Origin of the sequence: Streptomyces adelaidensis, assembly GCF_016598475.1 — a bacterium.
Lineage (GTDB): Bacteria > Actinomycetota > Actinomycetes > Streptomycetales > Streptomycetaceae > Streptomyces > Streptomyces adelaidensis.
The window spans coordinates 25,150-39,339 of sequence record NZ_JAEMUX010000028.1; the positions used below are offsets into that span (position 1 = coordinate 25,150).

General features: G+C 70.3%; 12 protein-coding genes. 2 read left to right on the plus strand and 10 right to left on the minus strand.

The genetic code is table 11. The features are described 5' to 3' along the window. Positions 1 to 177: 177 nt before the first annotated feature. Positions 178 to 2,250 carry an alpha-galactosidase gene (locus tag I8N67_RS18275; RefSeq protein WP_200304190.1) on the minus strand — a complete coding sequence of 691 codons (2,073 nt, stop codon included), beginning with the start codon at positions 2,248 to 2,250 and terminating at the stop codon, positions 178 to 180. 231 nt (positions 2,251 to 2,481) lie between these two features. Between I8N67_RS18275 and I8N67_RS18280 the strand changes: the two genes are divergently transcribed. Both I8N67_RS18280 and I8N67_RS18285 read left to right on the plus strand, forming a co-directional pair. Beyond that, positions 2,482 to 3,279 carry a tyrosine-protein phosphatase gene (locus tag I8N67_RS18280; RefSeq protein WP_200304191.1) on the plus strand — a complete coding sequence of 266 codons (798 nt, stop codon included), beginning with the start codon at positions 2,482 to 2,484 and terminating at the stop codon, positions 3,277 to 3,279. Between the two features lie 132 nt (positions 3,280 to 3,411). Continuing rightward, positions 3,412 to 3,936 (plus strand): GNAT family N-acetyltransferase, encoded by a 525-nt coding sequence (locus I8N67_RS18285; RefSeq protein ID WP_200304244.1) that lies wholly within the window; start codon positions 3,412 to 3,414, stop codon positions 3,934 to 3,936. A gap of 9 nt (positions 3,937 to 3,945) precedes the next feature. Here the strand turns inward: I8N67_RS18285 and I8N67_RS18290 are convergent, their stop codons facing one another. From I8N67_RS18290 to I8N67_RS18330, 9 genes are all read right to left on the minus strand, one after another. Further along, complete coding sequence (locus I8N67_RS18290) at positions 3,946 to 4,068, minus strand: DUF6126 family protein (protein ID WP_200304192.1); 123 nt, start codon at positions 4,066 to 4,068, stop codon at positions 3,946 to 3,948. Next, positions 4,065 to 4,697, minus strand: coding sequence for a helix-turn-helix domain-containing protein (locus I8N67_RS18295; protein ID WP_200304193.1), 633 nt, complete (start codon positions 4,695 to 4,697; stop codon positions 4,065 to 4,067). The genes I8N67_RS18290 and I8N67_RS18295 overlap by 4 nt, the downstream gene beginning before the upstream one ends. 80 nt (positions 4,698 to 4,777) lie before the next feature. Continuing rightward, on the minus strand, positions 4,778 to 6,187 hold the full coding sequence (locus I8N67_RS18300; RefSeq protein WP_200304194.1) for an aspartate aminotransferase family protein: 1,410 nt from the start codon (positions 6,185 to 6,187) through the stop codon (positions 4,778 to 4,780). Further along, complete coding sequence (gene dxs / locus I8N67_RS18305; protein WP_200304195.1) at positions 6,188 to 8,089, minus strand: 1-deoxy-D-xylulose-5-phosphate synthase; 1,902 nt, start codon at positions 8,087 to 8,089, stop codon at positions 6,188 to 6,190. 41 nt (positions 8,090 to 8,130) lie between these two features. Next, positions 8,131 to 9,288 carry a flavodoxin-dependent (E)-4-hydroxy-3-methylbut-2-enyl-diphosphate synthase gene (ispG, locus tag I8N67_RS18310; protein WP_200304196.1) on the minus strand — a complete coding sequence of 386 codons (1,158 nt, stop codon included), beginning with the start codon at positions 9,286 to 9,288 and terminating at the stop codon, positions 8,131 to 8,133. 4 nt (positions 9,289 to 9,292) lie between these two features. Further along, positions 9,293 to 10,315 carry an adenosyl-hopene transferase HpnH gene (gene hpnH / locus I8N67_RS18315; RefSeq protein ID WP_200304197.1) on the minus strand — a complete coding sequence of 341 codons (1,023 nt, stop codon included), beginning with the start codon at positions 10,313 to 10,315 and terminating at the stop codon, positions 9,293 to 9,295. 5 nt (positions 10,316 to 10,320) lie between these two features. Beyond that, positions 10,321 to 10,965 (minus strand): phosphorylase family protein, encoded by a 645-nt coding sequence (locus I8N67_RS18320; RefSeq protein WP_200304198.1) that lies wholly within the window; start codon positions 10,963 to 10,965, stop codon positions 10,321 to 10,323. Beyond that, complete coding sequence (gene shc, locus I8N67_RS18325; protein WP_200304199.1) at positions 10,965 to 12,944, minus strand: squalene--hopene cyclase; 1,980 nt, start codon at positions 12,942 to 12,944, stop codon at positions 10,965 to 10,967. Before shc ends, I8N67_RS18320 begins: the two co-directional genes overlap by 1 nt. A 139-nt stretch (positions 12,945 to 13,083) precedes the next feature. Continuing rightward, positions 13,084 to 14,157 carry a polyprenyl synthetase family protein gene (locus I8N67_RS18330; RefSeq protein ID WP_307835275.1) on the minus strand — a complete coding sequence of 358 codons (1,074 nt, stop codon included), beginning with the start codon at positions 14,155 to 14,157 and terminating at the stop codon, positions 13,084 to 13,086. Between the last annotated feature and the right edge of the window lie 33 nt (positions 14,158 to 14,190).

The window sequence follows — 14,190 nt, forward strand, 5'->3', positions numbered from 1 at the left end:
ATCACTCTCCGTAAATGACCGGCCTTAACGCGTTCCAACCGCCCTGGAAACACGCGCGAATTACGTGAGCATGACGGCAACAGACCGTCACGACTATGACGCTGCTCACGCACCTAAGACCCAGTAGGCTTTATTTCCGGGCCAGTTGGAATTACGGCTTCATTTCGGACAAATCCCTCAAGTGCGACGCAGGCGGATAACCGTCGCATCGAGGTCACCGCGCAGCCCCGTCGGCAACCCGTGATGCAACAACACGGCACCTCGGTACACTTCGCCCGTTTCGCGGCATTCGTAGGCTTCTGCCGGGTCGAGGCCGCGCAAGCGGATCGGGGCGAGCGGCTCGCCGTAGTGCTGGGCCTGGAGCCAGGCGAGGAGGACGACCTCGTCCCCGTGGACGTACTGCACGGCGCTCAGCCCGCCCGTCGGCGGTCGCAGCCGGTAGAGGTCGCCGCGCTGCACGACCGGCCGGATCTCCTTGTACAGCTCCACCCAGTCCCGCGCCTCGGCCAGCTCCTCCTCGCTCCACTCGGTGAGGTCGCCGCCGACGCCGAGCACGCCCGCCATGGCGCTGACGAAGCGGAAGCGCAGCGAGCTGGCCCGGCCGTTGAGCTGGTTGTTCGGGCTGTCGGTGACCCACGCGGCCATGGCCCGGGCCGGGTGGATCTGACTGAAGCCGTGCTGGATGGCGAGCCGGTCGAGCGGGTCGGTGTTGTCGGAGGTCCACACCTGGTCCGTCCGCGCCATCACCCCGAGGTCGATACGGCCACCCCCGCCCGAGCACGACTCGAACGCCACCCCCGGGTGCGCGGCCCGCACCCGGTCCAGCAGGGCGTAGAAGGCGTGCGTGTGCTCGACCCACAGCTTCTGCGGATACGGCTCGCCGGGCCAGCCGGCATCGGTGAAGCAGCGGTTGAAGTCCCACTTCACATAGTCGATGGGCGCACTGGAGAGCAGCGCGTCCAGCTGCTCCCAGAGGTATTCCTGGACGTCCTCGCGCGCGAGATTGAGTACGAGCTGATTGCGCAGCTCCGTCCGCTTTCGTCCCGGTTGGAACTGTGCCCAGTCGGGGTGCGCCCGGTACAGCTCGCTGTCGGGGTTGACCATCTCGGGCTCGACCCAGATGCCGAACTGCATCCCGAGGGCGTGCACATAGTCGGCGAGCGGCTTCAGGCCCTTCGGGAAGCGGTCCGGGTTGGGGGTCCAGTCGCCGAGCCCGGCGCGGTCGCTGGTGCGCGCCCCGAACCAGCCGTCGTCCACCACGAACAGCTCGACCCCGATGGCCGCCGCCCGCCGCGCGAGCGTCCCCTGCTGCTCCTCGGAGATGTCGAACTCGGTGGCCTCCCAGGAGTTGAAGAGCACCGGCCGGTCCTGGTCCGCGTCCGGGATGACGTACGCCCGCTGGTACGTGTGCCAGGCGCGGCTCGCCCCGCCGAAGCCGCCGTCGTGCCACAGGCCGGCGAAGACGGGCGTGGTGAACGACCCGCCCGGCTCCAGGCGCAGCAGACCGGACTCGTCGTATCCGGCACCGCCGGTGATCTGCACACGCGCGTCGGGGAGTTGGGCCACCGCGATGCGCCAGGACCCCGACCAGCCGAGCGCGCAGCCGTAGACCTCGCCGCGCTCCTCGGTCGCGTCGGTGTCGAGGGCGACCCACGGCAGGTGCTGGTGCCCGGTGTGTCCGCGCCGGCTGCCGATGACCTTCTCGCCGTAGGTGAGGTCTCCGCGCACGAGCCGGGACTCGGCCGCCCACCGTCCGTGCAGCTGGGACAGCCGCCAGTTCTCGTCACGCGGCGGCAGGGTCCAGGTCGCCGAGTCGGCCCGCAGCAGCTCCACTGCCGGACCTTCGTTGGCCAGGGTCACCCAGCGCTCGATCACGTCGTCACGCATCCGGTAGTGCAGCGTGATCCCGAGTCCGTCGTCGGAGAACCGCAGCCGCAGCTCGTCGCCGTCGGCCTCGTACGCCTGGAACGTCCACTCGGTGCCGCGCCGCTGATCCGTGTGCACGGAGAGGGCGGGACGGGTGAAGCGGGGGCCGCCCTCGACGGGGTACTCCTCGTGTCCGTCGACCGGGGCCTCGAACGGCCAGTACGGCAGCTGCTGCCGGGCGGCCAGCTCCTCGGCGTCGGCGAGGGCGATCCGGGGGCCCCAGTGCAGGTGCAGCAGCTCGTCGTCCTCCGTGAGCCGCAGGGCGTAACTGCTCCTGGGCCCCGTGAGAAGCCAGGTCCGGCCGTCTGCTCCGATTTCCAACATCAAGACCCCACAGATTCGAACAGGTGCGATCGGGCTTCAACATCATCGCAGGTCGCCGAGGACGCGCGGCGGCGCCTGTGGACAACTGCCGGCGGGCCTGTCACAGCGCCTGTGGACAACTCATTGCCGTACTCAGCCATGTCGTATGGTCGAGGGCGCGCCTCGGTGTGGAGTGTGTCGGGTGCGCGCCCGTCGACGATCGGCGCCGACGGCCGGATGGGAGGAGCCCCAGTGACGCAGCAGATCCCGTCGACCGAGCCCGAGCTGACCGGAGTGCGCAACTTCCGCGATGTGGGCGGTCTGCCGACCGTGGACGGCCGTCGGGTGCGCCACGGGGTGCTGTTCCGCAGCGGCCACCTCGCGCACGCGACAGACGAGGACAGCGCGTTCCTGACCTCCCTCGGCCTGCACACGGTCTTCGACTTCCGCAACACGGCCGATCAGAAGCTGGAGGGCCCGGACGTCGAGCTCCCCGGCGTCCGCAATGTGAACCTGCCGCTGAGCGACCCCGCGGACGGCGCCGAGTTCTGGAAGATGGTCCGCGACGGCGACCTGGACCAGCTGCGCGCACTGCTCGACGACGGCAAGGCGGCCGGCCGGATGATCGCCTCCTACCGCACGATCATCAAGCACCGCACACCCGAGCACTCCCAGGTGCTGCACGCGCTGGCCGAGGAGAGCGTGCCCGCCCTGATGCACTGCGCGGCGGGCAAGGACCGCGCGGGCCTGTCCATAGCGGTCACCCTCCTCGCCCTCGGCGTCGAGCGCGAGGCCATCGTGGCCGACTACCTGGAGTCGAACGCCAAGCACCGCCGCTACAAGGTGAGCCGCAGCAGCACCTCCGCGAGCGCCTACTCCCCGGAGGTCATGGAGCTGCTGAGCCCGCTCTTCGACGCCCGTGCCGAGTACCTCCAGGCGGCCTTCGACACGGTCGAGGAGACCTGGGGCGATGTGGACACATATCTGGAGCAGGGCCTGAAGCTGACCCCGGCGACCCGGCACCTGCTGCGCGAGCGCCTGCTCGACTAGGCGGGCCCTCCCACGTCCTCCCGGATCCTCTTGGGCCGGGCCCTCCCAGCGGTCCCAGCCTGACGGGAAAGTGGCTGGCCCACGGAGCTCGGCCTGTGCTTCCATCCTGCGGTGAAGATCCAGAACACCGCGATGTCCGGTGGAAGCGCGGCCCCGTATGTCCGGCCCCGGACCGATCACGACCTCGGTGACTGTGTCCGGGTGCTCGCGGAGGTCCATGAGCGCGACGGCTATCCGGTGAACTGGCCCGACCACCCCGACGAATGGCTGGCCCAGCGCTCACTCGTCGCCACCTGGGTGGCCGAGCTGGACGCCCGGATCGTCGGTCAAGTGGGCCTGTCCCGCAGTGCCGAGGGGGACGCGGCACCCGGGCTGTGGAGCGCCCGCGCGGGTGTGGGCGTCGACCGGACCGCCGTGGTCAACCGGCTGTTCGTCGCACCGTCGGCCCGCGGCCGTGGGATCGGCGCGCTGCTGATGGGACGGGCGGTCGGGGAAGCGCGGGCTCGCGGCCTGCACCCGGTGCTCGACGTGGTCGCGTCCGACACCGCGGCGGCGGCGCTCTACGAACGGCTCGGCTGGCGACTGCTGGCCACGGTCGAGCAGCAGTGGAGCCCCGGCCAACGGGTGGCCGTCCGGTGCTACGCGGCAGCGGGCTGACCACACCGGCTACTGCCCGGCGCCCACCTCGAACAGCAGGTAGACGAAGGCCGCGAAGACATGGCCCACCACGAGGTAGATGATGAGCCGCACCCACAGGGCACGGGGAAACTTCTCTTCCAGGTTGCTCATGGGGCGTCTCCGGGGGTGATCGGCCCGAGGCACAGCGCGGCGGTCGGGCTCTGCAACAGGGTGTGGACGAACAGCAGGTCGGCGCCGTCCTGGTCGGCGGCGGCGATGCGGTGCGGGGTGAGCGAGTCGAAGTGCGCGCTGTCCCCGGGCGCGAGCAGATGCGCGGTGTCCCCGAGGCGCAGCCGCAGCCGCCCCTTCAGGACGTACAGCCACTCCTCGCCGGGGTGCACCCGCACGATGTCCCCCTGCGAGCCGTACGGAACATGGACGCGCAGCGCCTGCATCCCGCGCCCGGGCGCGCCCGCCTGCCGGTACGTCCAGCCGCCGGCGCGGGTCGGCTCCATGTCGTCGGCGCGGAGCACGGCGTCCCGTTCGGCGACGGTCTCGCCGAGCAGCTCGGAGACGGTCGTGCCGTAGATACGGGCCAGTGCGAGCAGCATCGGCAGCGAGGGCTGCCGCCGCCCGGTCTCCAGCCGGGAGAGATGGGCGGGCGACAGTCCGGCGGCACGGGCCGCGGCCTCCAGGGTGAGGGCGGCCCGGCGGCGCAGGGCCCGCAGCTGCGGGGCGACGGCGGGCAGCTCCGCTTCGGCGGCGGGCTCGGGAGGGTGCGTACCCTCGGAGGGGTTCATACCCTCCATTCAGCCGGAGCTTTGCCTCTGCGGCAAATCTCTTGCCTCAGAGGCAAACCCGCCCTCCGGGCGAGCGTCGGTCAGCGATTGGCGACAGCCTGCTTCACGAGCGTCTTGCCGAAGTCCCACATCAGCCCGCCCCCGCTGTGCGCGTCGTCCATCACCTCGGTGAAGGCCTCGACGAACCGGTCGACCTCGCGCTCCCCGACGACCAGCGGCGGGATCAGCTTGATCACCTCCAGATGGTCGCCGGAGACCTGGGTGAGGATGCGGTGCCGTCGCAGCAGCGGTACGACGACCATCTGCGCGAAGAGTCCCTTGCGGGCCGCCTGGAGCATCGTCCAACGACCGCGCAGTTTCAGCGACCTGGGCCTGCCGAACTCGATACCGATCATCAGGCCCCGGCCGCGTACGTCGCTGAGCAGCTCGTACTTGTCGGCCATTGCCGCGAGCCGGGTCTTCAGCAGTTCCCCCGTGGCCCGGGCGTTCGCCACGATCTGCTCGTTCTCCATGACCGAGAGGACGGCGAGACCGGCGGCCATGGCCTGGGCGTTGGAGCCGAAGCTCGCCGAGTGGACGAGGACGCGGTCCATCGACGAGTAGACCTTCTTGAAGATCCACTCCTTGCCGAGGGTCGCGCTGACCGGGACATAGCCGCCGGAGAGCGCCTTCGCCACGCAGACCAGGTCCGGCTCCACGCCCTCCTCGTGCTGGTAGGCGTAGAAGTCCCCGGTCCGGCCGAGCCCGGTCTGCACCTCGTCGACGATCAGCAGCGCCTTGTGCCCATGCAGCAGTTCCTGTGCGGCGCGCAGATATCCGGGCGGCGCCTCGTGCACGCCCTTGCCCTGGATGGGCTCGACGACGAGCGCGGCCACGTCGCCCTTCTTCAACTCCCTTGCCAGGGCGCCGAGATCGCCGAGCGGTACGGCCGTGTCGGGCAGCAGCGGTGCGAAGCCGTCCCGGAAGCCGTCCTCGCCGTTCACGGACAGCGAGCCGGTGGTGAGCCCGTGGAAGGCGTGGTCGCAGTACAGGACGCGCGGTCTGCCGGTGGCGTACCGGGCGAACTTCAGGGCGGTCTCGACGGCTTCCGTACCGCTGTTGCCGAAGAACACCCGCTCCAGGTGCGGACTGTGGGTGAGCAGTTTCTCGGCGAGCAGGCCGGGCAGCGGCTGGCAGTCGAACCGGGTCAGGTCGGCGAGCTGGGCATCGAGCACGTCGTGCAGCGCCTTGCGGATCACGGGGTGGTGGCGGCCGAGGCCCATCACCCCGAATCCGGCGAGCATGTCCAGGTAGTCGTCGCCGTCCGTGTCCCAGAAGTACGCGCCCTCGGCCCGCTCGTAGACCTTGTCGAAGCCGATGGTGTGCAGCATGCGCGGGAGTTGGTGGTTGAGGTACCGGGCGTGGAGTTCGTAGCGCTCGGCGCCGCGCTCGGCCAGGAGTCTGCCGAGGTCGAACTCCTCGGTGTCGGCTGCGCAGTCCGCGGTGGTCATCTACGGTTTCTCCTTGGGCAGTTCGTCCTTGACGGCCAGACAGGCGCTGATCCGCCCGGCGATCTCCACCGGCGTCAGACCCAGGTCCGCCAGCACCTCCCCGCGCTTGGCGTGCGGCAGGAACTGCTCCGGAATCCCGAACCGCCGTACGGGTACGTCGACATCGGCGTCCCCCAGCGCCAGCGCGATCGCCGAACCGACCCCGGCGGCCCGGCTGTTGTCCTCCACGACGGCCACCAGCCGGTGTTCGTCGGCGAGCCACGGCAGCGCCGGATCGACCGGCTTGACCCAGCGCGGGTCGACGACGGTGCAACCGATGCCCCGGGTCTCCAGCAGCTCGGCGGCCTGGAGGCACACCGGGGCCATGACTCCGACGGCGACCAGCAGCACCTCCGGACGGTCCGAGAGCGGGGAGCGGTGCAGGACGTCCATGCCGCCCACCCGTTCCAGGGACGGGATCTGAGGGCCCACCGATTCCTTCGGGAACCGGATCAGCGTGGGCGCGTCGTCCACGGCGACCGCCTCCCGCAGCTGCGCCCGCAGTTGGTCGGCGTCGCGCGGCGCGGCGATCCGCAGCCCCGGCACGACCTGGAGGATCGACAGGTCCCACATGCCGTTGTGCGACGCCCCGTCGACACCCGTGACCCCGGCCCGGTCCAGGACGAAGGTGACTCCGCACCGGTGCAGCGCCACGTCCATCAACAGCTGGTCGAAGGCCCGGTTGAGGAACGTCGCGTAGACCGCCACGACCGGGTGCAGCCCGCCCGTGGCGAGTCCGGCCGCCGAGACCACCGCGTGCTGCTCGGCGATGCCGACGTCCCAGACCCGGTCGGGGAACTTCTCCGCGAACCTGCCGAGTCCCACCGGGTGCAGCATGGCCGCCGTGATCGCCACGACGTCCTCGCGCTCGTCCGCGATCCGCACGATCTCGTCGCCGAACACCGAGGTCCAGGACGGTCCACCGGCGGGCGTGAGCGGCTCGCACGTCAGCGGGTCCATCACGCCGACGGTGTGGAAGTGGTCCTCCTCGTTGGCGAGCGCGGGCTCGTAACCGCGGCCCTTCTGCGTCAGGCAGTGCACGAGGACCGGCCCGTGGAATCGCTTGGCGCGGCGCAGCGCCGACTCGACCGCCGACATGTCGTGCCCGTCGATCGGACCGACGTACTTCAGCCCCAGGTCCTCGAACATGCCCTGCGGCGCGAACGCGTCCTTGAAGCCCTTCTTCGCCCCGTGCAGCGCCTCGTAGACCTGGTTGCCGACGACCGGCGTGCGCAGCAGGACGTCCTTGCCCCAGGCCAGGAACTGTTCGTAGCCGTCGGTGGTGCGCAGGGTGGCCAGGTGGTTGGCGAGGCCGCCGATGGTCGGGGAGTAGGAGCGCTCGTTGTCGTTGACGACGATGATCAGCGGCCGGTCCTTGGCGGCCGCGATGTTGTTCAGCGCCTCCCAGGCCATGCCGCCGGTCAGCGCGCCGTCGCCGATGACCGCGACGACGTGCCCCTTCTCCCCCCGCACCTGGCGGGCCTTGGCGAGGCCGTCCGCCCAGCCGAGGGCGGTGGAGGCGTGGCTGTTCTCGATGACGTCGTGCTCGGACTCCTCGCGCGACGGATAACCGGACAGGCCGCCCTTGCCGCGCAGCTTGGAAAAGTCCTGACGCCCGGTCAGAAGCTTGTGTACGTAGCTCTGGTGACCGGTGTCCCACAGGATGCGGTCGACGGGTGACGCGAAGACCCGGTGGAGCGCGATGGAGAGTTCCACCACCCCCAGATTGGGCCCCAGGTGACCACCGGTCCTGGCGACCGCGTGCACCAGGAACTCCCGGATCTCTTCCGCCAGTTCGCCGAGTTCCGCCTCGGTCAGCGCCTTCAGGTCGCGCGGTTGCCGGATGCTCTCCAGAATCGTCACGCTCGGGCCCCCTCTCGGTCCGTGCTCTTCAGCCCCTGTTTTCAGCTCACGGTGACCGCCGGCTCCCCCGACGCGACGCCGTCCTTCTCCATCTGCTCGGCGATCTTCATCGCCTCGTCGATGAGGGTCTCCACGATCTTCGATTCGGGGACGGTCCTGATGACCTCGCCCCTGACGAAGATCTGGCCCTTGCCGTTGCCGGAGGCGACCCCCAGGTCCGCCTCCCGCGCCTCTCCGGGTCCGTTGACGACGCAGCCCATGACGGCCACCCGCAACGGCACCTCCATGCCCTCAAGTCCGGCGGTCACCTCGTCGGCCAGCCGGTACACATCGACCTGTGCCCGCCCGCACGACGGACACGACACGATCTCCAGCCGCCGCTGCCGCAGGTTCAGCGACTCCAAGATCTGGATGCCGACCTTGACCTCCTCGGCCGGCGGGGCGCTCAGCGAGACCCGGATCGTGTCGCCGATCCCCTCGCTGAGCAGCGCCCCGAAGGCCACGGCGGACTTGACGGTCCCCTGGAAGGCGGGACCTGCCTCGGTCACGCCCAGGTGCAACGGGTAGTCGCACCGGGCGGCGAGCTGCCGGTACGCCTCGATCATCACGACCGGGTCGTTGTGCTTGACCGAGATCTTGATGTCCCGGAAGTCGTGTTCCTCGAAGAGCGACGCCTCCCACAGCGCCGACTCCACCAGTGCCTCGGGCGTGGCCTTGCCGTACTTCTGGAGGAGCCGCCTGTCGAGAGAGCCGGCGTTGACGCCGATCCGGATCGGCGTCGTGTGCTCCTTCGCCGCCCGCGCGATCTCCTTGATCTTGTCGTCGAACTGCTTGATGTTGCCGGGGTTCACCCGCACCGCCGCACAGCCGGCCTCGATCGCCGCGAACACGTACTTCGGCTGGAAGTGGATGTCCGCGATCACCGGGATCTGCGACTTGCGGGCGATGGTGGCGAGCGCGTCCGCGTCGTCCTGCGTGGGGCAGGCGACCCGGACGATCTGGCAGCCGGACGCGGTGAGTTCCGCGATCTGCTGCAGCGTGGCGCCGATGTCCGACGTACGGGTCGTCGTCATCGACTGCACCGACACCGGTGCCCCGCCGCCGACCGCCACCGACCCGACCTGGATCCCGCGCGACGCGCGCCGCACGGCGATCGGCCGGACCGGCATCTCGGGGACACCGAGAGAGATGGCCGTCATGGCGTCACCCGTTGTTTCCGGAGACCGTCTCGCGCAGGGCGCGCAGGGACTCCTTCAGCGATCCCATGGTGGCGAGGACGGCGGTCGGCTCATAGCCGCAGTGCGCCATGCAGTTGGCGCAGCGCGGGTCCTTGCCCCGACCGTACGCGTCCCAGTCGGTGTCCTCGATGAGCTCCCGGTACGTCGTGACGTAGCCGTCGCTCATCAGGTAACAGGGCCGCTGCCAGCCGAACAGCGAGTAGTTCGGGATCGCCCACGCCGTGCACGGGAAGTCGACCTTGCCCTCCAGGAAGTCGAGGAACAGGGGCGAGTGGTTGAGGCGCCAGCGCCGCCGGTTGCCGCCCGAGAAGGCCTTCTTGAAGAGTTCGCGGGTCTGCTCCACGCCGAGGAAGTGCTCCTGGTCGGGGGCCTTCTCGTAGGCGTAGGCGGGCGAGATCATCATCTCGTCGACCTGGAGGTCGTCATTGAGGTAGTTGAGGACCTCGATGATGGTCTGCGGGGTGTCGGTGTTGAAGAAGGTCGAGTTGGTGGTCACCCGGAAGCCGCGCTTCTTGGCCTCCTTCATGGCCGCCACGGCCTCGTCGAACACCCCTTCCTTCGCCACAGACTCGTCGTGCCGCTCACGCAGCCCGTCGATGTGCACGGCGAACGCGAAGTACGGCGAGGGCTTGAACTTGTCCATCTTCTTGCGCAGCAGCATGGCGTTGGTGCACAGGAAGACGAACTTCTTCCTGGCGACCAACTGCCGTGCGATCTCGTCGATCTGAGGGTGCATCAGGGGCTCGCCGCCCGCGATCGACACCATCGGCGCACCGGACTCCAGGACGGCGCCCACGGCCTGCGCCACCGGCATGCGCTGCTTGAGCACACCCGCCGGGTGCTGGATCTTGCCGCAGCCCTCGCACTTCAGGTTGCAGGCGTAGAGCGGTTCCAGCTCGACGATCAGCGGGAACTTGTCCCGCTTGCGGAGCTTCTGTTCGGCGAGATAGGTCGCTACCTTGATGGACTGGCGGAGCGGCATGGCCATCTGGCTCACCTCCGGGGGAGCAGCAAAGAACGGTGCCATTCGTAGTAAGCGGGAAGGACCGCACGAAGGACGCGGAAGGCTGATATTCCACCGCGTACCGTGCCGATCCGGACCAGTTCATGTTCTGGAGCGTCCACGACCACCCGTACGGCCGCAACCGGGCGTGCGCCCGATCTCACGGCGCACTGGAGTGTGACCGCGGACTCCATGTCGACGGCGATCGCACCGGTCGCGAACAGATCCGACCGTTCCTGACCACGCACGACGTGATCCGAGCCGGTGAGCGGGCCGGTGTGGACCGTGCGCCCGGGCACGGCCCGCACCAGCTCCTTGACCAGTAGTTCGGTGCCCACACAGGGCGTGACGCCGCCGTCGGGCCCCCGGGTCTCCTCGGCGACGACCAGGTCGCCGGGGTGCATGCCCGGGGCGAGTCCCGCGCAGAACCCGGTGGCCAGCACGGCCGCGTCACTCAGAGCCGGGTCGGTGAGCTGCCGGGTGACGGACCGCTCGGCGGCCCTCGGCCCCATGCCGGTCCGCAGGACGGTGACCGGGCCCCCGGCGCCGCCCCGGTCGCCGCTGCGCAGGGCGAGCTGCTCGATGCCGAGCGCGCAGGCGATCAGCAGCGGCGCCGGGGCGGCGGCCGTCTCCATCAGCTCGCCCCGGCCTTCAGGACGGCCGGTTCGCCGTTGACGTACCGGCCGAGCGCGGTGAGCGGGAACACCTGCCGGTAGAGGTGGTAGTTGATCGAGAAGTCCCAGGGGAAGCCGGTGCCGGTGAAGTACGGCTCGTCCCAGCCGCCGTCCGCCCGCTGGGTCTGGGCCAGCCACTCGATGCCGCGCTCGGTGGCCTTGGCGTCCCGCTCCCCCGCCGCCAGCAGCGCGAGCAGCGCCCACGCGGTCTGGGAGGCGGTGGAGGCGCCCTTGCCGCCCCATTCGGCGGCGTCGGGATAGGAGCGCAGATCCTCGCCCCAGCCGCCGTCGTCGTTCTGCACGGTCTCCAGCCAGGCCACGGCCCGGCGGATCGCGGGGTGCGCGGCGGGCAGTCCGGCGGCCGTCAGCGCGGGGACCACCGACCCGGTTCCGTAGACGTAGTTGACGCCCCAGCGCCCGAACCACGAGCCGTTCGGCTCCTGTTCGGCGAGCAGCCACTCGATGGCGCGCCGCGTGCGCGGGTGGTGGGAGAGGCCCTCGACGGCGAGCATCTCCACCATATGGGCGGTGACGTCGGCGGACGGCGGGTCGATGACCTCGCCGAAGTCGCAGAACGGCAGCCGGTTGGGGAACGGGCTGGTGTTGTCGACGTCGAAGGCGGCCCAGGCCCCGCTCCTCGACTGCATACCGAGGCTCCAGCGCACCCCGCGCCGGATGGCCTTCTCGACGCGCTCCGGCTCCTGGTGCCTGACTCTGCGCAGCGCGAGGACGACCTCGGCGGTGTCGTCGATGTCGGGGTAGTTGTCGTTGTGGAACTCGAACGCCCAGCCGCCCGGCGGCAGTTGGGGACGCTTGACGGCCCAGTCACCGGGCCGGACGATCTCCTCGCCGAGCATCCAGTCGGCGGCCTTGACGAGTTGGGGATGGTCGGCGGGCAGGCCCGCGTCGGCGAGCGCGATGGTGGCGAGGCAGGTGTCCCACACCGGCGACTGGCAGGCCTCGATCATCCGGGAGCCGTCCTCGCGCCATACGGCGAAGCGGTCGAGGGACTCCAACCCGGCGCGCATCACGGGGTGTTGGAGGTCGTAGCCGAGCAGGTGCAGGGCGATGACCGAGTACACGGCCGGCGGCTGGATACCGCCCCAGCAGCCGTCGTTCTCCTGCCGCTCGACGATCCAGCGGGCCGCACTGTTCATGGCGGCCTTGCGCAGCCGCTTCAGTGCGACCTTGTGGTAGCCGTGCAGAAGTCTGTCGAGCCGCTGGAAGGCGCCTTCCCAGCTCCCCAGCGGATCAAGGGGCCCGGGCGGGTTCGGCCGGCCCGGGTCGGTGTGCAGCTCGTCCAGCGGGAACGGCGCGGGCCGCACCGGGCGCTTCGCCGAGACGACGGTCAGCGGGACGATCGTCTGGCGGGCCCAGCACCCGAAGTCGTAGATGTTGAGCGGCATCCACTTCGGGAAGTAGATGATCTCCGGCGGCATCTCCGGCAGGTCGTCCCACTTCCACCAGCCGAACAGCGCCAGCCAGATCCGGGTGAAGACCCGGGCGGCGGCGATCCCGCCGCGCTCCCGGACCCACGCCGACGTCCTCGCCATGTGCGGCTCGGCCGGGTCGTCCCCGGCCAGCCGCAGCGCGACGTACGCCTCGATGGTGGCGGAGAGGTCGGACGGCCCGCCGTAGAAGGTGGCCCAGGTACCGTCGGGGCGTTGCCCGCCGCGGATGAACAGCGCGGCCGCCCGCGTGGTCTTCTCGTCGCGGATGCCCAGGAACTGACGGAGCAGCAGGTCCTCGGCGTCCATGGTGACGTTGGTCTCCAGGTCGCCCTTCCACCAGCCCTGGGCGTCCTGTCGCGCGAGCAGATAGTCGGTGGAGCGCCGTATGGCGAGGGCGGCGGCATCCTGGACCCCTGCCGCCGCCCTCTGCCGCCCCGCGGCAGCGTGGGGCGGCAGAGCCCCGGTGCTTCCGTCGGTCGTCGCTGTCATGGCTTCCCCTTCGTGCAGTGGACGGATCTCTCTGCGGTGGGTCAGCCGTCGGCCGGTGCGATGTCCGGTGACTGAGCACCGGCCGGCGACTACGCGAGGCCTATTCGACCGATGACGGTCGACTCCTGGGGGATGGCTCTCATCTCTTCCGTACGACGACGAAGTCGGCGAGCGCCGCGAACTGGTCCCGCACATGGTCGGGCATCCTGATCGAGTCCAGCGCCTCGATCGCGATCGTGTGCTGGCGGCGCGCCTCGCCGGCGGTCCACTCCCGGCCGCCCGCCTCCTCGATGAGGGCGGCGCGCGCGGCGAACTCCTCCTCGGAGAAGTTCTCGAAGTCGCTGGCCTTGGCGTCGGCGGCGAGGAGTTCACCGAGCCGCTCGGAGGCCGGGCCGCCCGCCGCGAGCGCGGCCACGACCGGCAGGGACTTCTTGCGCTGGCGCAGGTCGCTCCAGGTCTGCTTGCCCGTGGAGACCGGGTCGCCCCAGATGCCCAGCAGGTCGTCGACGGCCTGGAAGGCGAGGCCGAGGTGGTAGCCGTACTTCTCCAGTGTGTCGGCGGTGCGGTCGTCCGCGCCCCCGAGGACGGCGCCGATGGAGCAGGCACAGGCGAGGAGGGCGCCGGTCTTGTTGCCCTCCATCTCCAGGCACTCCTCGACGGTGACCCGCTCGCGGTGCTCGTAGGAGATGTCCTGGGCCTGCCCGTCGATGAGCGCGCGGGTCGCGGTGGTGATGCGTCGGGTGGCGCGGGCCGCCTCGGCGGTGCCGAGTTCGAGGAGGATCTCGTTGGCGAGCACCATCAGGGCGTCGCCGACAAGAATGGCCTGGGCGGGTCCGTGCACCTTCCAGACGGTGTCGCGGTGGCGGCGCTGTTCGTCGCCGTCCATCAGGTCGTCGTGCAGCAGCGAGAAGTTGTGCACCAGCTCCACCGCGACCGCACCGGGGATACCGGCCTCGGGTGCGGCGCCGGCGACCTCGGCGGACATGACGGCGAGTGCGGGGCGTACGGCTTTGCCGCCGTCGCCGTCGGCCGGATTGCCGTGGGCGTCGATCCAGCCGAAGTGATAGGCGGCGACCGTGTCCATGGGGGGCGCCAGCCGATCGACGGCCGCCCGCAGCACGGGGGTGGCCAGGGTCCGCCCGCGCTCCAGGAGCGCGGTCACGTCCACCGCGGTCCTCGCAGCGGCCGTCGCGGCCGGGGGCACAGTGGGCACAGTCTCTCCAGTTGTCGAAGTGTTCGCGGTGCC